The sequence below is a fragment of the Elusimicrobiaceae bacterium genome (genome assembly GCA_017528825.1).
Lineage (GTDB): Bacteria > Elusimicrobiota > Elusimicrobia > Elusimicrobiales > Elusimicrobiaceae > Avelusimicrobium.
This window is the reverse complement of sequence record JAFXOI010000001.1, coordinates 19,502-37,122: the sequence shown is the minus strand read 5'-3', so window position 1 is coordinate 37,122 and position 17,621 is coordinate 19,502. Positions and strand designations below refer to the sequence as shown.

Below are 17,621 nucleotides of genomic sequence, written 5' to 3'. Positions count from 1 at the left end.
AAGGCAACATAAATTTTGTTAGGATAAAATATATTTAACGTCTGTACAGATCAAGGAGCCCCCATGAAAAGAGTATCGTTATTGATTGCTTTGTTGCTGACGGCGGTCGGTTTGTTTGCCAAAACCACCGTCATTTATCACACCAGTGATACCCATGGATATTATTATCCGAAAAATGGCGTCGGCGGTTTTGCGGCCTTAGCCAATGTGCTCAAAAACGGTCCGCATCCGTATTTGCTACTAGATTCGGGCGATTTTTCCAACGGAACTGCCGAGGCTAAAAGTTCCAAAGGTATTAAAAGCGTACAATTGATGAATAAACTGGGCTATCAAGCTACTACCATTGGAAATCATGAATTTGATTTCAAAGAGGCAGCGATTGCCCCCATGTTTGAAGCGTTAAATTTTCCGGTACTGGCGGCTAATTTTGTAGACGCGCAAACCAATACATATCCGGCGCATGTTAAACCTTATGAAATTTTTGATGTGGACGGTGTAAAAATTGCAGTCATTGGACTAGCCAATAGGGCAGCCGCTTCTAGCCTTAAAAAATATAAATTTTTGAAACCGATAAAAGCCTTGAAAAAAGCCCTAAAAGAAGTAGAAGCCTTGCATCCAAATGTAGTGGTCGTGATTGTGCACGATTCTTTGCATGATCAAAAACACGGGGTGCAACCCTATGTGGGCGATATCGGCCGCAAATTTAGCGATCGTGTAAATTTGGTTCTTGGCGGGCATGCACATATTTTTGTCAACGAAAAAATTAAAGATACTTTATATGCAGAAGACGGTTGCAATCTGCAAAATGTCAATAAAGTAACGGTGGTTACAGATGATGAAACCGGCAAATTTGTTTCCGCCCAAGCAGAATTAATTCCGTTAGTGATATCTAAGGTGGGGCAGGACGCCAAAGTGGCCGCTTATGCAAAGTCACTCATGGAGCCGGGGATGGACAAAGTAATCGGAAAGACGGCGGAAACGATTTCTATCTCTTCGGACAACCCCCAACATAAAGATAGCCCGCTCAATAACTTTATTGCCGATTTGGGCCGCGCGTATACAGGCGTGCAAATTTTTGCCCAAAATAACGGCGGCACACGTGTAGATTTGCCAAAGGGCACGATTACACGTCATGATGTGGTGGATGTAAATCCGTTTGATAATAAAATTGTCATGATGACCGTAGACGGTAAATTCTTGAAATATCTGGTCAAGCATACGTTGTTGCCGCGCAGTTTATATACCTATTCCGGTATGACGATTACCTATCGGAACAAAAACGGTAAGGTGAAAGATTTGAAATTGTTTGTGGATGGCCAACCGGTAGAAAACCACAAAACTTATACCTTTGCTACCAACGACTATGTGGCCGCCGGTAATATGGAAGGCTGGCCGTTTAAGCGCATCAAAGCGGAAGACAAAAAACCGTTTGGTACGAAAGGATTGCGCACATTATTAGAAGAAGGAATTGCGGCGCAATCTCCGTTAATTGCTTTGCCGACAGGCCGTATTGTAGAAGTGAAATGAAACAAGCCGTTCGTATTTTGTTGTTATTGGTGACAGGAATCGGTTTTTTCGGTTGCGCACCTAAAGAATTACCTTCAGTCAATTTGTTTATTACGACAGATATAGAAGGGGTTTTTTGGTCTCGGCCGGAACCGCGTTATGGCAACGAAGTAACGGGCGGACTTTCTATCTTAAAATCTTTTTTAGACCGACAAACCACCCCCTTTCTATTGTTGGAAGGGGGCAATTGGTTTGCGCAAACGCCGGAGGGTACCCTTTCACAAGGGGGATATTTCAATCAGGCCGCCCGCGCAATCCCTTATAGCGGCCGCCTGTTTACGGAAAAAGATTTAGCATATGGTTGGAGATCTTTAGCATCCATTATCAAAGAGTCCCCTGCTCCGTTTGTATTGTCCAATGTAGTGCTGTCTAACGGTCGCGTGCCGGAGGGCGTACGACCTTGGTTGTTGCAAGAAGTAGGTTCCTATAAAATCGGGGTCATAGGACTGGTGAGCGCGCAGTCACTCAAAGGAAAACATCGGTTGGGCGGTTTGAAAATCCTGCCGGAAGCGGAGACCGCCAGGAAAACTATACAGTTACTCAAGGAAAAGGGAGCTCAAGTCATTGTGGCACTGGCGGCGATGGACACAGAAGAGAAAAAGAGCTCTTTAACGGCTACCGAATTGGCAGAAGAAGTGGAAGGAATAGATATTCTTGTAACCTCTGACCTAAACCACGAAGATGCGGAGGTAAGGCAATTGGGCCGCACCTTACTGGTATATCCGGGGTCTCGTTTGGACAGTGTGGGCCGCGTTCAACTTTTCTTTCAAAAGAACGGTGAGTTGGCTTATAGCCAATTTGAAAATGTGGTTTTATACAAGCGGGATTTCGGGGAAGATGAGGAAGTGGCTCTGCAAATAGCCGAGTTGCGCCGTGCGGCCCGCAGTCAAATGAGCCGGCCGGTAGGAAAAACAGAACAAGCCTTAATCGGAAAATTGGATGGAGAATCCGATTTGGGAAATTGGGCGGCGGATTGTTTGCGTAAGTGGGCCAAAGCAGATGCGGCTGTGATTAATGCTTCTTCGCTGCGTGATCAATTGCCGGAGGGCGTTGTGACACAATATGATTTATATAAAGTATATCCTTATTCAGACCATGTGACTTATTTGACCATTAAAGGAAATGCGTTGAAAAAGGCGTTGGAAGAAGGGTTGTCGGTGGCGGATAATTTTGCGCAAATTTCCGGTATGAAGGTGCATTATACCCAGCAAGCGGGAATTGCTAAAATTACCACGGTGCAAGTGGGGGATAAACCGCTTTCTCCCAATGCCACTTACCGCGTAGCCGTAACGGATCATTTATTAGCCGGCGGGGCGGGTCATGATGGTTTTATTGATTCTTTGGAGTTCAAAAACACACAAGTAGAAATGGGGACAGTACTCCGTTTATGTTTGGCCGGCAACAAACCGGTAGGTAAACCGACCCGCGGTCGTTGGAGTATGCGACCATGAATGAAATCCGTCCGGTAAAAATAGGCCGTTTTTTAGCGCCGAATAATCTGTGGCTGGCCCCTATGGCAGGGGTTACGGATGGACCGTTTCGTGCCTTGTGTTTGCGCGGTGGGGCGGGGGTTGTATGCGCGGAGATGGTATCTGCTCATGCCGTGCATTATGGCAATGCGCGCAGTACTCGTATGTTGCAAATAGACCCGCGCGAAAAACCGGTTTCTATGCAGATTTTTGGTTCGGATGAGCGCACCATTGCCGAAGCGGCTTGTGCCGCAGAAGCGCGCGGGGCCGATATTATTGACATTAATGCCGGTTGTCCGGTTAAAAAAATCAATAAAGCCGGAGCGGGCTGTGTGCTTATGAAGGACCCCGTTCACTTGGGGCGCCTAGTGGCCGCGGCGGTGAAGGCCGTTAAAATTCCCGTTACACTTAAAACTCGTATTGCGTTAAAGCGCGGTACGATTTTAGGACCGGAGCTGGCGCGCGTAGCCGAACAAGAAGGCGCGGCCGCGGTGATGATGCATGCGCGCGCGGCGGAAGATATGCACAGCGGAGAGCCGAATTTGGAAGCGTTAGCGGCGGTATGCGCGGCGGTAAAAATTCCGGTATTTGGTAATGGCGGTATCGACGGAGTAGAAAAAGCAAAACAGTTTTTCGGTGCGGGGTGTGCGGGGTTATTAATTGGCCGTGCGGCCGTGGGAAACCCCTATATTTTTAGTGATATTGCCAAGGAATTGGCGGGGGAAAAAGTCATGCCGCTTGATTACAAACGCCGGGCGGAAATTTATTTGGCGCTCATTGAAGAAAATGTGGCCCGCTACGGGGAACGTATCGGGATTGGTCGCAGTAAAAAAACGGCGGGCTATTGGCTACGCGATTTCCCAAATGCCGCTGAAGTGCGCGGCAAATTTGTACGAATGGAAAACCTAACAGATATCAAAAAATTGTTTGGGAATTTGGTCTAGGTTTACATTTCACTATCCGGCTATATCCATCCTAGTCCTTCCAACGATTTACAAATAGTTTCCAATGACTCTGTATTCTTCACACAGTTCCAGAAACAGTTCAAATTGTAATTGGTGTTATAGCAAATTAACCTTCACCTTCTACATATTTCCAACCACTCGGTTTTAAATGGTTGCAAATTAGGCGGCCCAATTCAGTCCGTTTGGTGTAACAGCGCTTTTCGGACCATTTTTTGCCGTTGTGTTTGAGATGTAAACTGTAAGAATTACCTTTGCGATTCGCTTCTATGTAACACCAGCTGCTATAGCAACCGCCTAAATAAACAAAATATTTGGTAGTATATACGCCCAAAGTGCCATCCCATTGTCCATAAGAGAGGTCTGTTTCGGCCAATTTTAATATCTCATTAAGCAAAATATCAAATTTAGGGGAATCACCCGGCCGTTTGATATAGGCCTCCAGGGCTTTTTCCATGATGTCTAGATGTTCAATTGCGTACGTGACTACTTTTTTCTCGTGTTCTTGTTCTTCAAGTTTTTGTTTTTCAAGTGCTTGCTGTTGTGCTTTTTGATAGTACGAGCGGATACAAAAAAACGCCGCCACTGCCGCAACAAGCAGAGAGATAAAAATAAGAAAATAGATGATTATTTTGCGTTTCATATAGTTGTATTGTAGCATAGTTTGCATAAAAATCAACGAAGTTCTCATAAATTTGCTATAATATCTGGGAAACCACGAGTCATTAATGCAACGGCCACCACTCCGTTGCGCTTTAATAACAAAAGGTAGAATTAAAATTATGACGAAAACTTTTTTACCTTCCGTCAAGGAAGTAGAAACCACCCGCAAGTGGCATCATATTGATGCGGCGGGTCAAACCTTAGGCCGCTTGGCTACCCGTGTAGCCGTGCTGCTGATGGGAAAACACAAAAGAACCTATACCCCTCATATGGACTGCGGTGATTTTGTTGTCGTAACCAATACCGACCAAATCAAAGTAACCGGTAACAAAATGGAAGAAAAAGTATATTTCTCCCACTCCGGTTATGCCAAGGGCGCCAAAGAAACCCCGCTCAAACGTCAGTTTGAAAAAGATTCCACCAAAGTGTTGGAACTTGCGGTTAAACGCATGTTGGATGTCAATCGTTTACGTGCTCCGCGCATGAAACGCTTACGCATTTACAAAGGCGAAGAACACGAATTTGCCGGCAGATTTGCCAAATAAGAGGGATTAATTGTATGAACAATACCAAAGAAATTAAAACCGGCCGCCGCAAAACTTCTGTGGCACAAGCCAAATTGGTAAAAGGTACCGGCATCATCACCGTAAATGCCAAAGCCTTGGCCGATTATTTCAAAGGCCATGCTAAATATCAGGCCACGGTGAAAGCACCTTTAACCGTTACGAATTTAGAAAAAGAGTATGACGTCACTGCCAAAGTGCAGGGCGGCGGTATTTCTTCTCAAGCGGGCGCTTTGCGTCACGCTATTGCCCGCTCCGTAGCGGAAATCAGCGAGGATTTGAAAAAGGCTGTTAAGAAAGCCGGTTTCTTAACCCGCGATCCGCGTATGGTAGAAAGAAAGAAACCGGGTCAACCGGGTGCTCGCAAACGCTTCCAGTTCTCCAAACGTTAAGCGTTTGTTGTACAGAATTTATCCCGTCCAAGTTGTTATTGGACGGGATTTTTTTGTCTTTGTTGTTTGTTTTTTGGCCGTTTTCTCGTCGGGAAATAAAAAGGGCTTGACTTGTTTTTTTTTTTTGCTACGATTTCTTAGAACGCCGCTGTTTTCAAGACACTTGCTTGCGAAACGTTGCATTACGGGCGTTTTAAGATGATTAAACAGGAGAATAAAAATGTCAAAGAAAGCCTTTACTTTAATTGAATTACTAATCGTAGTTCTGATTATTGGGATTCTTTCTGCCATTGCTATCCCAATGTATCAAGGAGCAGTGGACAAGAGTCATTGGAGCACAATGCTCCCGGGAGCCAAAGCGATAAAAGACGCAGAGGAAGCATTTAAGATGTCCAATGACGGCTATACCGACACCATGGGTAATTTGGACGTGACTATGGAAAATAGTGATTTAACATTTAATTTAATCACCCCCAATAACACCTCTGACCCCAATGTAATCAGAGTGACAAATAGTAAACTTGCCAATGTGCGTTTAGCCAGCTATTTAGATGACAATCCAAAATTTGCCGGACAGTTACATTGTGAAGCGGCTACCGGAGATGAGCGCGCCAACAGACTTTGTGAGAAATTATTACTAGGACAATACTTAAAAAATACCGATGATGGATATACGAGATATTTGTTAGACCAATCGGTAGATAAAGCCACCTGCGGAGCGGCAACCGGAAGTTGGAGCAGTAGCAAAACAAAATGTTATAACACAACAATCGAGCGTTGTACCGATTTAGGAATGGGCGTAATAGCAGATGAAAATTATCCTGACCAATGCGGTTATACCAATGGCGGCGGCAGCAAAATTGGGCCGGAAGGAATGTGTAAGGGCGCCGCTTTTCGCGGGTGCTCGTCTAAAGAGTATGATAATAGTGCTTGTGCTGGAGATGGAGTTCAAGCCTGTTCCTATTCAAGCTTTAAAAATGGAGCATCATGTGAAGCTAGCACAATTGATAATGGCTATGGTTCAACTTGTTATGGAGCAAAGTTATATAGTGGATCTAAATGTGTAGCTAAAGTACTGAATGGTTGTAACACTGGTTGGCCTGCGGCAGTGGAATATCTTGGTGGTTGTTGCGAGGAAGGCGTGCCCGGTCAGACAAATTGTCCAAGTAATGCTCCTAAATGTTGAAAAAACTTTACTTTAGAATATCTTTTTTTGCATAATACATTTAGAGTAGGAAACGTATTTATTAAAAGTTAAATGTACTGTTTTTGGGTCCGTTGAAGAGACGGAACGGTTGTTTGAAATGAAAACAACAGTTAGCACCCCAAAAACGGCGAAGCCATTTAACTGTGTAAAGAATTACACGGTTAGGGCAGCGTCGTTACTGGGCGTGTGCTAACTCCTAGTGACGAGGGCTGCCCTTTTTGTTGGGTAATTTACTCATAGAGGAAATCAGCTTTGTTGCAGAGGCTGTGATAATTCTCAAGGACGGGCAACCTTTGATTGAACTTACAATCCCCCGGCTGGTACAGGCTACCCGGCCTGATACCAGTAACCCCCGATACTCATCTCGGGGGTTTTTTAATGGGAATTATTTTTGGGAGTCGGACTCGGTGTCTTGAGATTGTTTGACCGTTTTAGGATCGACCATGCTCGGTAAATAAGATTGATCCCAAGTTGTTCCGCCGGATATCAAGGCCTTGAAGGGAGGTCTTTTCTGTTTTTTCTTAGGTTGAGGGGTCACCGGAGCCGGCGCAGGTCGAAGGGTTTGCAAATAGGCATCTTTATCTTCTTTCGTATAGAAAGTTTGGCTGAGTTGCCGGTCCTCAAACAAATACCAATGGTCGCTAGCGGTAGAGGTGTTTACATCCGTATATGCCAATTTATACAAAACGGCATTTTGCGGCAAATCGGGGTCTGTTTCCGAGGTAAATTTATTCTTATATGTATTTTCAAAATCCTCTTGGCCCAGTCCGATATTAACTGCATATTTTTTGTTAACGGCCAGTACATCTTGCGCAGTAGCGGCGGCTGTTAAGAAAAGTTGCGGATCTTTGGCTTGAAATAAAAGTTTGCGAAACAACTTGTCTTTCTTATACTCCACAAGGGCATATTTTTGCTTAGTGCCGGATATTGTGCGGTCTTTGACCGATACCACGGTGATGGAATACAAAGCATCTTCCCGTGTTTTACCGCGTAATAAGCGGGTTAACTGAGGGGCTGTTTTATCCCAAATAGAAATGTTGGTGGTCTTGGTGGCAGGAGCGGGGGTGCCTTGCATCTCTATCACAATTTCCGGCTCCGCGGCGCAGAATAGAGGAGCCAGTATCAGTATTGCCAAAAAACCTACATAACGTAATTTATGCATAGACATCTACTCCTATTGATTAGGTGTTTTGTAAAATTGCCGAATTTGTTTGGCCGGATTTCCGATTACTACCGTGTATGGCGAAACATCTTTGGTTACCACGGCTCCGGCTCCAACAACTGCACCGTCCCCGATTTTAACACCGGGTAAAATAATAGCTCCTCCGCCAATCCATACATTTTTGCCAATACAAACAGGAGCCGCAAATTCTTTTCCGCCGGCGCGGGCATCCGGCTCAATGGGATGGGTGGCCGTATAAATCTGCACACAAGGCCCTAACATAGTGCCATCCCCGATTTCCACGCGGGCACAATCCAAAATCACACAATTAAAATTGATAAATACCCGCTCCCCCAAATAAATTTGGCTACCGTAATCACATAAAAAAGGAGGTTCTATAATTACATCTTTGCCGACGCTTCCAAATAATTGTTGACTTATTTGCTGGCGCGCAGACAAGTCTGCCGGATCGGTGGCGTTATATTTCCACAGTAAACGGCGGGCATTTTGGCGTGCCTGTACTAATTCCGGATCCGCGGAATTGTAGAATAGACCAGCTAACATGTTTTCTTTTTCGCTCATACCGTATTGTAGCAAAATTTGCCGGGGAAAAAGGGTTAGAACACTTGTTTTTCAAGTCAGATTTTAATTTAATATAAAGTAGGGCGTTTGCTAGTAAAATTTTGATTTCATTTTTTTTTAAGATTGGAGAGGTTTATCATGAAAAAAATACAAATTGTTTCGGCTGTTTGTGTCTGTTTGGCAATATCGATGCTTTGTGCTTGTCATAAAAAGGATGCGTCACAACAAGACGCAGCTCTTCCTGTCACAACCATAAAGGTATTAAAAGCAGATTTACCTTGGAATATGGAATATCCGGCCCAAGTAGTGGGGTCTTTGCAGGTACAAGTACGCGCACAGGTGGGCGGAATTCTAAAGGCTCGCTTATTTGATGAAGGCGCTTATGTGCAACAAGGTACACAACTGTTCCAAATTGATCCGGCTGAATATGAAGTGGCTTTGCAACGGGCAGAAGGTGCTTTGGCTCAAGCACAAACGGATGTGAGTCGGACACGGCGTGATTATGAACGTATGAAAAAATTGCGTGCCGATAATGCCGTAAGTCAAAAAGATTACGACGATTCTTTATCTGCCTATGAAACGGCTCAGGCTTCGGTAAAAGTGGCGCAGGCCGGCGTAAGTGATGCGAAAATTAATTTGCAATATACTAAAGTATTAGCCCCTATATCGGGGATTACAGGTAAGGAAGCACAATCTGTGGGTAGTTTGGTTTCTCCGGCGGGAAATGGGCTACTTACCACGATGGTGCAAATCCAGCCCTTGTGGGTTAACTTCTCTATGCCTAGCTCTCAATTTTACAAAATGGCACAAGGATACACAGAAGGTACCATCGTTTTAGACACTACCGGAGAAAATCCGGTCTATGTGGAGGCTATCACTTCAGACGGACGGGTCTATCCGGAAAAAGGAACGATCATTTTCTTCGACAGCACGGAAGATGTTAAGACTTCTTCCTTGGCAATACGGGCCGAATTTCCAAATCCGACCAATCAGCGGATGTTGATGCCGGGACAGTTTATAAGAGTGCGCTTGATTGGGACCGTATATAAGGAAGCCGTACTGGTTCCTTCTTCTGCCGTTTTAAGCACTCCGGCGGGGGATTTGGTGTATATTGTACAAGCTGATAATACGGTCAAATCGCAACCGGTAAAGGTACAGTTGCAGGATAATTTGTATATCGTAACAGAAGGATTAAAAGGCGGGGAGACAATTATATCGGAAGGATTGATTAAAATCCGTCCGGATATGAAAGTATCTCCAAGCGCAAAAGATTTTTCCTTACCAATTTCCGCCACAAAGCAGACCGTACCCAGTACCACTACGGCTGTGAACATAGACACCTTGGAAGAGGCTTTGGAGCAGGACGAAAAAGGGGATAAACAAGTTTTGCCAAATTCGCTGACAAACGGCCAAGCTCCCTCAGATACTGCTACCGATAAGAAATAAGAGGCTGATATGTTTTCTAAATTTTTTATTAATCGCCCCATTTTTTCCACAGTTATTTCTTTGCTGATTTTATTGGCGGGTATTGTGTCTATCACTTCGCTTCCGATTGAACAATATCCGGATTTAACTCCTCCGTCCGTGCAGGTATCGGCTCAATATCCGGGAGCCAGCCCTGAAATTATTGCCGATACGGTGGCGGCTCCTATTGAGCAGCAAGTCAACGGGGTAGAAGATATGTTGTATATGAACTCTACTTCCGCCGCCAACGGGGATATGAATTTACTGGTTTATTTCAGCGTAGGAACAGATCCGGATCAAGCCATGATTAACGTGAATAACCGCGTGCAGGCCGCCACTACTTCCTTGCCGGAAGACGTGCGGCGTTACGGGGTAAGAGTGGAGAAAAAATCTTCCGCCATTTTACTGTTAATTGCTATGTACTCTCCCAGCGGCGTATATGATACCACCTATATTGGAAACTATGCTTTGGTCAACGTGGTAGACGATTTGAAACGTATTGAAGGGGTGGGCGACGCGCAGGTAATGTCTGCCAATGATTATTCTATCCGCATTTGGCTTAAACCGGATGTTATGAGTCAGTTGGGACTGTCTGTAAGTGATGTGATGGCAGCGGTGCAAGCACAAAATACACAGCGTGCCGCCGGTAAAATCGGACAACCTCCCTTGACGACCAGTGTAGATAGAATGTACACCATCGTAGCCCCTAGCCGCTTAAAAGATCCGGCGGAGTTTGAGGAAATTATTTTACGGGCTAATCCGGACGGAACTTCGCTACGCTTAAGAGATGTGGCGCGGGTGGAGTTAGGCAGCCAAACCTATGAGTTTTCCGGTTCTTATAATGGAAAACCCGCAGTTCCTATCGGGATCTTCCTCTCGCCGGGTGCCAATGCGGTGGCCACCGAACAAGCGGTAATTAAACGGATGGATGAACTGGCCAAAAATTTCCCCAGCGGTGTTGAATACAAGGTGGCTTACGATACCACATTATTCGTGAATGCTTCTATTGAAGAAGTTATTCATACCTTAATTGAAGCGATGATTTTGGTGTTCTTAGTGGTGTATCTGTTCTTGCACGATTGGCGGGCTACTTTAATTCCGTGCTTGGCAGTGCCGGTTTCTATTGTAGGCGCCTTTGCGGGAATGATGTTGTTAGGATTTTCTATTAATACCCTTACGTTGTTTGGACTAGTACTGGCGATTGGTATTGTGGTGGACGATGCTATCGTGGTTATTGAAAACGTAGAGCGTATTATGCATGAGGAACATTTGCCGGTCAAAGAGGCCACTATCAAAGCAATGGACGAAGTAACCGGTCCGGTTGTGGCCATTGTGCTGGTGTTGTGTTCCGTGTTTGTGCCGGTGGCATTTATGGGTGGTTTTACCGGAGTGATGTATCAGCAGTTTGCTATCACGATTGCCGTGTCTGTTGTTATTTCCGGTTTAGTAGCCCTTACGCTGACGCCTGCTTTGTGTGCGTTACTACTTCGAGAAATGAAACCCAAAACAAGCGGTTTCTTCTTCCGTTTTGATAATTGGTTTGAAAAGATGACTGAAAAATATACGGGCGTGGCGGCATTCTTTATCCGTCGGCTTCCGGTGGCTTTACTAAGTATATTGCTCATTTGGGGAGCGGCTGCCGGTCTTTTCAAATTGGTGCCGGGCGGATTGTTACCCGATGAAGACCAAGGGATGCTCATGGTGGCTACGATGTTAGATCCATCCAGTGCTCTTAGTCGTACTGAAGAGGTGGCCAAACAATTAGAGCAAATTATCGAGAAACAACCTGCCGTACAAGAAGAATTCACGTTTGCCGGTTATGACATGCTCAGTAGTACCATGAAAAGCAGTTCTGTTTCTTCCTTCGTGGCATTAAAGCCGTGGAAGGAACGCAAAACGGAGGCCTTATCCTCCTTTGGTACGGTAGCGGCGATTGGCAAAATGGGGACGGGACAAATTCACGGAGCTGTAGTGATGCCGTTTAACCCGCCGCCGGTAATGGGGATGAGTACGACCGGTGGTTTGGAAGGATATATTCAAAATCGTGCCGGAAGCGGTAGTGCGGCTTTGTCTGCTAAAGTAAGTGAATTTATTGCCGCTGCTAAGAAGAGACCGGAGTTGGAAGAGGTAAGCACTACGTTCTCGGCGGCTACCCCGCAGTATGATTTGAAAGTAGATGAAATTAAAGCGATGGCGATGAATGTTTCTCTGTCGGAACTCTATAACACGATTCAAGGGACTTTCGGTACAGCGTATGTAAATGACTTTACAAAATTCAGCCGCAGCTTTAAGGTTATGATGCAAGCAGAAGGTGATTTCCGCGCGCGTCCGGAACAGTTGGGAGAGATTTATGTTCGTTCGCAGGCGGGGGATATGATTCCGCTGGCGGCTTTTATCACCTTAACTCCCACTTTAGGACCAGACATGGTGGAACGTTTTAATGCTTTCCCTGCGGCCAAAATAATGGCAACGCCTGCCAGCGGATACAGCTCCGGCCAAGCTATTACTGCCATGGAGGAAACTGCTAAAGAAACTTTGGGAGAAGATTTCACCCTTTCCTGGACGGGTACTACTTATCAAGAAACTATTAGCGGTAGCTCCTCAACGATGGCACTTTTGCTGGGGATGTTGGTGGTGTTCTTGATTTTGGCGGCCCAGTATGAAAAATGGGGCCTTCCGTTTGCGGTTATTTTGGCAGTTCCGTTTGGTATGTTTGGGGCCTTGTTGGGTACGTGGATGCGCGGACTGAATAACGATATTTACTTCCAAATCGCCTTGGTGGCCTTGGTAGGGTTAGCCGCTAAGAACGCTATTTTGATTGTAGAATTTGCGGTGATGATTAAAGAGCAAGGGGCCAGCGCCTATGATGCTGCCGTGCAAGCTATTCGCTTGCGTTTTAGGCCTATTGTGATGACCTCACTGGCTTTTATTTTAGGGTGTGTGCCGCTTGCTGTCAGCACCGGAGCCGGTGCGGCCAGCCGTCATGCTATCGGAACGGCGGTGGTGTTTGGTATGTTGGCTGCGACGGTAATCGCGCCCATGTTCGTGCCAGTATTTTTCTACATTATTTCCGGTGGTCGTAAAGAAAAAATCTCTGCTAAAGAAAAATCGGCCCAAGAGAAGGAGGAAATAGTACATGACATTTAGAAAATGTATAGCCATAGCGGCGGGTACTTTGTGGCTCAGCGGTTGTATGCTGGGGCCGAATTATAAACGGCCGGAGTTAGACTTGCCTGCCCAAAATAGTGGCGAGAATTTTAGCGTGTTTCAAAATTATCAATGGTGGGAAATGTTTGAAGACGCCGATTTGAACCGTTTGGAAAAACAAGCCTTACAGTATAACCGGGATCTGCGCCAAGCCATTGCCCGCGTAGAAGAAGCCCGTGCCGGGGTGACCAGTGCGGTGGCAGATCAGTTGCCGGCAATCGGCTTGCAGGCAGGTAGTGGCAGAGCCGGCAATTATTACGGTTCTGGGCAGACGGCTAGTACCGCTACGGTGGTAGCCTCTTTTGAACTGGATCTGTGGGGAAAATATCGTCGCTTAAGCGAAGCGGCCAAAGCCGATTTGCTCTCCACAATGACGGCCAAAGACACGGTGCTTTTATCTTTGACGGCGCAGGTGGCAACCTCTTATTTCACGTTGCGGATGTTGGACGCTCAACTAGAAATTGCCAACAAAACCTTAGAAACCCGATTGGAAAGTGTGCGTATTTACAATAGCCGCTATGAGGCCGGCGTGATTGCGGAAGTGGATTTGCGCCGCGTGGAAGCCGATATGTACACTGTGGCGGCTTCTGCTAAGGAGTTGGAATTGCAAGTCAGCCAAGCAGAGACTGCCTTAGCGGTATTAGTAGGAGACAGTCCGCGGGAAATTATGGAAAAAGATAAGCCCCGCAACGGGCACTTACGTGACGTAGTTGTAGTGCCGGAAGTGCCACAAGGGTTGCCGTCCCAATTTTTAGCCAATCGCCCCGATGTGCGAAGTGCCGAAGGACAACTAATTGCGGCTAATGCCCGTATCGGTGCGGCGCGTGCGGCGTATTTCCCGGATATTTCTTTGACCGGTGCGGCCGGATATGCCAGCAATGATTTGAGACAATTATTCCGCGGTACTAACGGTATATGGGCAATCGGTGCTTCTGCCATGCAACCTGTTTTTAACGGAGGCAAGTTAATAGCACAAAACCGTGCCGCTAAGGCAAAATATGAAGAGATGCTCGCGGCATATGAAAAAGCAGTACAAGTTGCCTTCAAAGAAGCGTTAGATGCTCTCAATGCCAATCGAATTAATCGCGAGACGTTTGATATTCGTTTGAAACAAACGCAGGCCTTGCGTCGCAGTTATGAACTGACTAAAAAACAAGAAGATGCAGGGTTGATTGGCACCATGGAATTGTTAGACGTGGAACGTAATCTGTTACAAGCAGAAATGTCTTTAGCGCAGGCACGCCAAGCCGAACTGGTAGGACTGGTGAATTTGTCTAAAGCATTAGGCGGCGGCTGGGATGAGAAATGCGGCTTTGGTCCCTTTGAAGAGCAACTGCGCCAAGAACAAGAAGCGGCTAACAACGCAGTTACCCCTGCAAGCCAACCTGCTCCGGAGACGGTAACGCCACAAGAGACAGTAACGCCGCAAGAAACGGTGACTTTGCCGGAAACAGCAGAACAAAAATAAGACTTTTAATCTAAAATAAAATCCCCGCTCACAGGAGCGGGGGTTTTTATTTTATAAGTCTTTGCCGCAACACTTCTTGTATTTCTTGCCGCTGCCGCACGGACACGGGTCATTGCGGCCGATGCGCGGGCCATCATGTACTACCGTTTCCACCTTGGGCATATTGCCGGCTTGTTCGGCTTTTAGTTCCGCTTCGTGTTCCTTCATCCATTTCTTCATTTGGCGAATGCTTTTGAAGTCTACTCCGTCTTTTTCCATACGTTTGGCGATGTCAATGAAACGTTGTTTGACTTGCGGATCTTTTAATTTGTTTTTGAAAATTGCCGGCAGAGCGTCTAGTTCTTTTTCCAAGCGCTCCTCAATGCTTTCCTTTTTCTTGGCTTTATTTTCCGAAGAAACAGGGGCAGTTGACGCCGCAGTTTCCGGCGTAGTTTTTTTGCGTTTGAATGGGTTCCACATAATAAGTTAAACTCCTACTTGTAAAATTATTGCAGTAATTTCTCTACAAAATTTTTGATAATTTCGGCCTTTTCAAAGTAGTGTTCTTTGCCGGGCACGATAACGCGATTGGGGTGCTTTTCCCAAATCTTCAAAATTTTTCGGTCCACTTCCAAGGCCTGCTCCAAAGTTTCAGTGCGGACATTGGTGGACTGGTAAAAATCTTTTTGCGGCGGAGGGGATAAGTGTAATACAGCATCATAGCGGGCCAGTTCGGCCTCTAAGCTGCTGCCCATGGCTTTGAAGAAATCTTCCGGTCCATGCGGCCAATACACCGCTCCGTCAATAGAGCCGCGGTCACACACAATGAGTTGTGCATTGCTGGTAACATCGGCCAAATGTTCTAATTGATGTACGGTATAAAAAATAATGTGTTGGGCCGCTTCCACATGAGCAGAGCTACCGTCTTTGCGCGGGAAACCGCCGCTATAAATCAGCGTGGCCGCTTCTTGCACGATTTCAATCTTACTGCCGAAAGTTTCTTTCAAAATAGATAAGGCAGTTGTTTTGCCGCCGCTGGGGCCGCCGGTTAAAACGATTTTCTTTTTACTCATTATTTTTTCTCCTGAGGAATTAATGTTTCAATAAAATTCTTGATGATGCCCGCTTTTTGGAAGAAATGTTCCATAGAGGGCAGGACCATGCGGTTGGGGTGGCGTTCCCAAATCTTCATAATCTTACGGTCAATGGCAGAAGCCTCAGCCAAACTTTCCGTACGCACATTGGTAGATTGGTAGAACTCGGCCTTAAGCGGAGGGGAAAGGTGTATAACCGCATCGTAACGGGCCAATTGCTCATCAAGCGTAGTGCCCATATCGGCAAAGAACGCATCAATGCCGCCGGGCCAGTACACCGCCGCGTCCACAGTACCCCGGTCGCAAATAATCAAATCAGCCGCAGAGGTTTTCATAGCCAGCTCTTCTAATTGCTGAGTGGTGTAAAAAATAATGCGTTGAGCGGCCTCTACATGAGGGCGGCTGCCGTCTTTGCGCGGGAAACCACCGCTGAAAATCAGCGTTGCGGCTTCCGGCACCAGTTCAATTTTATTTCCAAATGTTTCTTTGAGTACCGATAAGGCTGTGGTCTTGCCACCATTGGGGCCCCCGGTTAAAGCAATACGTTTTTTCATATTGACTCCTGTTGCGCGGCCGCTTCCAATTGAGGCAAATGGGCGTCGGTTCGCGCTTCTTGTAAAGATTTCAAATACAATGCTTTTACTTGTTCAAAGTCCTCGCGCTGTTCTTGGGTAATGGAACGTAGCGCAGAGTTGCGATTTTTCATCTTTAAAAAGTCTACAAATTTATTGCCTTCTTTGATACGAAAATCTAAATGCGGACCGGTAGATAACCCCGTAGATCCGACGTAAGCGATGGTATCGCCCTGTTTGACCTTATTGCCTTTTTTGGCCTTGGCGGCGTAGCGGCTTAAGTGACCGTATGAGGTAACATAATTATTGGCGTGACGTATTTCCAAGTATTTCCCAAAGCCGCCTTTAGTGCCTACGAAGGTTACTACTCCGTCGGCCACTGCTTGAATGGGCGTGCCGACAGGGGCGGCATAATCAATTCCTAAATGCGGTCTGCGGATGCGTAAAATGGGATGCATACGACTTGGATTAAAGCGCGACGTAATACGCACCCCGCGGAAGCTAATCGGCGATTTTAAGAACATTTTTTTGCTAATTTTGCCGGTCTGATCAAAAAATTCATCCTCATAGTAAAAAGCGTAATGCTCCCCAGCCGCTTGGCCTTTGTAATAGGCGGCTACCAGTTCTTGACTGGTAATGGTGCCATCGGCCGTATAGTTTTCTTCCCACACGGCGGCAAATTCATCGCCGTTGCGGGTTTCCGTATTAAAATCAATTGCCCAAGAAAAAGCATCGGTCAAGTCCAATACCAGCGAGGTGGTAATGCCGTCTTTGAGCATAGATTGGAAAAGCGACCCTTCAATTTTTCCGGCTGTATGTTTAACGCGGGTTTTTACTTCCATATCCGATACACCGGTTACTAATTGTCCTGCCACATCAGCCACATAATAGTGACTGAGCCCCTTATGAAGCAGTAGCATCGCAAAGCGACCGTCCGTAGTAGTGGAAATAGAGTAGGTGTCTGCCGGCTGGAGTTTGCGGGTATCGGTTACGGAATTTAATTTTTCTACGATATTTAGCACTTCGCGGTTGGTGAGTCCTAATTCCTGTAGAGCAATATAAATGGGTTTTTCTTGAATTGTAAATTGGGAAACGGCAATCTCTTTGATATAAGAATTTTGTAAATCTAAACTATCTTTTTGTTTGGAGATATGAACGGCCACTACCGTGGTAACAGCGATAATTCCCAAGGTGAAAATATAAAATAATACATCGTGATACCGGCGGTAATGCCGATTTAGAAACGCAAGAAACTTTTCGTACATAAAAGA

Annotated in this window: 16 protein-coding genes; 9 read left to right on the top strand and 7 right to left on the bottom strand. The window is 45.9% G+C overall.

Features of this window, described 5'->3' with window-relative positions; translation table 11 throughout:
• Window positions 1–63: 63 nt before the first annotated feature.
• From IKN49_00175 to IKN49_00165, 3 genes are read left to right on the top strand one after another with little or no spacing between them, the layout of a single operon-like run.
• A complete protein-coding gene (locus IKN49_00175) occupies window positions 64–1,527 on the top strand; it encodes a bifunctional metallophosphatase/5'-nucleotidase (protein MBR3631481.1) in 1,464 nt (487 codons plus the stop codon).
• Window positions 1,524–3,017, top strand: a complete 1,494-nt coding sequence (locus IKN49_00170) for a bifunctional metallophosphatase/5'-nucleotidase (protein ID MBR3631480.1) — start codon at window positions 1,524–1,526, stop codon at window positions 3,015–3,017. The genes IKN49_00175 and IKN49_00170 overlap by 4 nt, the downstream gene beginning before the upstream one ends.
• A complete protein-coding gene (locus IKN49_00165) occupies window positions 3,014–3,979 on the top strand; it encodes a tRNA-dihydrouridine synthase (GenBank protein MBR3631479.1) in 966 nt (321 codons plus the stop codon). The genes IKN49_00170 and IKN49_00165 overlap by 4 nt, the downstream gene beginning before the upstream one ends.
• A gap of 127 nt (window positions 3,980–4,106) precedes the next feature.
• On the opposite strand, the gene IKN49_00160 is transcribed toward IKN49_00165, so the two are convergent.
• A complete protein-coding gene (locus IKN49_00160; GenBank protein ID MBR3631478.1) occupies window positions 4,107–4,640 on the bottom strand; it encodes a hypothetical protein in 534 nt (177 codons plus the stop codon).
• A gap of 139 nt (window positions 4,641–4,779) precedes the next feature.
• Between IKN49_00160 and rplM the strand changes: the two genes are divergently transcribed.
• The 3 genes from rplM to IKN49_00145 all read left to right on the top strand — a co-directional run bounded on the left by rplM (window position 4,780) and on the right by IKN49_00145 (window position 6,801).
• Complete coding sequence (gene rplM / locus IKN49_00155; protein ID MBR3631477.1) at window positions 4,780–5,205, top strand: 50S ribosomal protein L13; 426 nt, start codon at window positions 4,780–4,782, stop codon at window positions 5,203–5,205.
• Window positions 5,206–5,219: 14 nt separating this feature from the next.
• The gene (gene rpsI, locus IKN49_00150) at window positions 5,220–5,615 is read left to right on the top strand and encodes a 30S ribosomal protein S9 (protein ID MBR3631476.1); all 396 of its coding nucleotides are present in this window, start codon (window positions 5,220–5,222) and stop codon (window positions 5,613–5,615) included.
• A 220-nt stretch (window positions 5,616–5,835) separates the two neighbouring features.
• Entirely contained in the window at window positions 5,836–6,801 is a 966-nt protein-coding gene (locus IKN49_00145) for a pilin (GenBank protein MBR3631475.1), read from the top strand.
• 406 nt (window positions 6,802–7,207) lie between these two features.
• On the opposite strand, the gene IKN49_00140 is transcribed toward IKN49_00145, so the two are convergent.
• A complete protein-coding gene (locus IKN49_00140; protein ID MBR3631474.1) occupies window positions 7,208–7,984 on the bottom strand; it encodes a hypothetical protein in 777 nt (258 codons plus the stop codon).
• 12 nt (window positions 7,985–7,996) lie between these two features.
• Window positions 7,997–8,566 carry a sugar O-acetyltransferase gene (locus IKN49_00135; protein ID MBR3631473.1) on the bottom strand — a complete coding sequence of 190 codons (570 nt, stop codon included), beginning with the start codon at window positions 8,564–8,566 and terminating at the stop codon, window positions 7,997–7,999.
• 138 nt (window positions 8,567–8,704) lie between these two features.
• Here IKN49_00135 and IKN49_00130 point away from each other — a divergent pair, with 138 nt between their 5' ends.
• From IKN49_00130 to IKN49_00120, 3 genes are read left to right on the top strand one after another with little or no spacing between them, the layout of a single operon-like run.
• On the top strand, window positions 8,705–10,012 hold the full coding sequence (locus IKN49_00130; GenBank protein ID MBR3631472.1) for an efflux RND transporter periplasmic adaptor subunit: 1,308 nt from the start codon (window positions 8,705–8,707) through the stop codon (window positions 10,010–10,012).
• 9 nt (window positions 10,013–10,021) lie between these two features.
• A complete protein-coding gene (locus IKN49_00125) occupies window positions 10,022–13,177 on the top strand; it encodes a multidrug efflux RND transporter permease subunit (GenBank protein ID MBR3631471.1) in 3,156 nt (1,051 codons plus the stop codon).
• On the top strand, window positions 13,167–14,705 hold the full coding sequence (locus tag IKN49_00120; GenBank protein ID MBR3631470.1) for an efflux transporter outer membrane subunit: 1,539 nt from the start codon (window positions 13,167–13,169) through the stop codon (window positions 14,703–14,705). The genes IKN49_00125 and IKN49_00120 overlap by 11 nt, the downstream gene beginning before the upstream one ends.
• Window positions 14,706–14,756: 51 nt before the next feature.
• Here the strand turns inward: IKN49_00120 and IKN49_00115 are convergent, their stop codons facing one another.
• The 4 genes from IKN49_00115 to IKN49_00100 are packed head-to-tail and all read right to left on the bottom strand — an operon-like array spanning window position 14,757 to window position 17,615.
• Complete coding sequence (locus IKN49_00115; GenBank protein ID MBR3631469.1) at window positions 14,757–15,164, bottom strand: SEC-C domain-containing protein; 408 nt, start codon at window positions 15,162–15,164, stop codon at window positions 14,757–14,759.
• A 26-nt stretch (window positions 15,165–15,190) separates the two neighbouring features.
• Window positions 15,191–15,757: an ATP-binding protein gene (locus IKN49_00110; GenBank protein ID MBR3631468.1), complete on the bottom strand. Its 567-nt coding sequence runs from the start codon at window positions 15,755–15,757 to the stop codon at window positions 15,191–15,193.
• On the bottom strand, window positions 15,757–16,332 hold the full coding sequence (locus IKN49_00105; GenBank protein ID MBR3631467.1) for an ATP-binding protein: 576 nt from the start codon (window positions 16,330–16,332) through the stop codon (window positions 15,757–15,759). The genes IKN49_00110 and IKN49_00105 overlap by 1 nt, the downstream gene beginning before the upstream one ends.
• A complete protein-coding gene (locus IKN49_00100; protein MBR3631466.1) occupies window positions 16,329–17,615 on the bottom strand; it encodes a M23 family metallopeptidase in 1,287 nt (428 codons plus the stop codon). Before IKN49_00100 ends, IKN49_00105 begins: the two co-directional genes overlap by 4 nt.
• Window positions 17,616–17,621: the final 6 nt, after the last annotated feature.

What these genes read in the sequence shown, in the direction of transcription:
- IKN49_00175 (MBR3631481.1), top strand. Translation starts at nt 64, where the DNA reads ATGAAAAGAGTATCGTTATTGATTGCTTTGTTGCTGACGGCGGTCGGT.
- IKN49_00170 (MBR3631480.1), top strand. Translation starts at nt 1,524, where the DNA reads ATGAAACAAGCCGTTCGTATTTTGTTGTTATTGGTGACAGGAATCGGT.
- IKN49_00165 (MBR3631479.1), top strand. Translation starts at nt 3,014, where the DNA reads ATGAATGAAATCCGTCCGGTAAAAATAGGCCGTTTTTTAGCGCCGAAT.
- IKN49_00160 (MBR3631478.1), bottom strand. Translation starts at nt 4,640, where the DNA reads ATGAAACGCAAAATAATCATCTATTTTCTTATTTTTATCTCTCTGCTT.
- rplM (MBR3631477.1), top strand. Translation starts at nt 4,780, where the DNA reads ATGACGAAAACTTTTTTACCTTCCGTCAAGGAAGTAGAAACCACCCGC.
- rpsI (MBR3631476.1), top strand. Translation starts at nt 5,220, where the DNA reads ATGAACAATACCAAAGAAATTAAAACCGGCCGCCGCAAAACTTCTGTG.
- IKN49_00145 (MBR3631475.1), top strand. Translation starts at nt 5,836, where the DNA reads ATGTCAAAGAAAGCCTTTACTTTAATTGAATTACTAATCGTAGTTCTG.
- IKN49_00140 (MBR3631474.1), bottom strand. Translation starts at nt 7,984, where the DNA reads ATGCATAAATTACGTTATGTAGGTTTTTTGGCAATACTGATACTGGCT.
- IKN49_00135 (MBR3631473.1), bottom strand. Translation starts at nt 8,566, where the DNA reads ATGAGCGAAAAAGAAAACATGTTAGCTGGTCTATTCTACAATTCCGCG.
- IKN49_00130 (MBR3631472.1), top strand. Translation starts at nt 8,705, where the DNA reads ATGAAAAAAATACAAATTGTTTCGGCTGTTTGTGTCTGTTTGGCAATA.
- IKN49_00125 (MBR3631471.1), top strand. Translation starts at nt 10,022, where the DNA reads ATGTTTTCTAAATTTTTTATTAATCGCCCCATTTTTTCCACAGTTATT.
- IKN49_00120 (MBR3631470.1), top strand. Translation starts at nt 13,167, where the DNA reads ATGACATTTAGAAAATGTATAGCCATAGCGGCGGGTACTTTGTGGCTC.
- IKN49_00115 (MBR3631469.1), bottom strand. Translation starts at nt 15,164, where the DNA reads ATGTGGAACCCATTCAAACGCAAAAAAACTACGCCGGAAACTGCGGCG.
- IKN49_00110 (MBR3631468.1), bottom strand. Translation starts at nt 15,757, where the DNA reads ATGAGTAAAAAGAAAATCGTTTTAACCGGCGGCCCCAGCGGCGGCAAA.
- IKN49_00105 (MBR3631467.1), bottom strand. Translation starts at nt 16,332, where the DNA reads ATGAAAAAACGTATTGCTTTAACCGGGGGCCCCAATGGTGGCAAGACC.
- IKN49_00100 (MBR3631466.1), bottom strand. Translation starts at nt 17,615, where the DNA reads ATGTACGAAAAGTTTCTTGCGTTTCTAAATCGGCATTACCGCCGGTAT.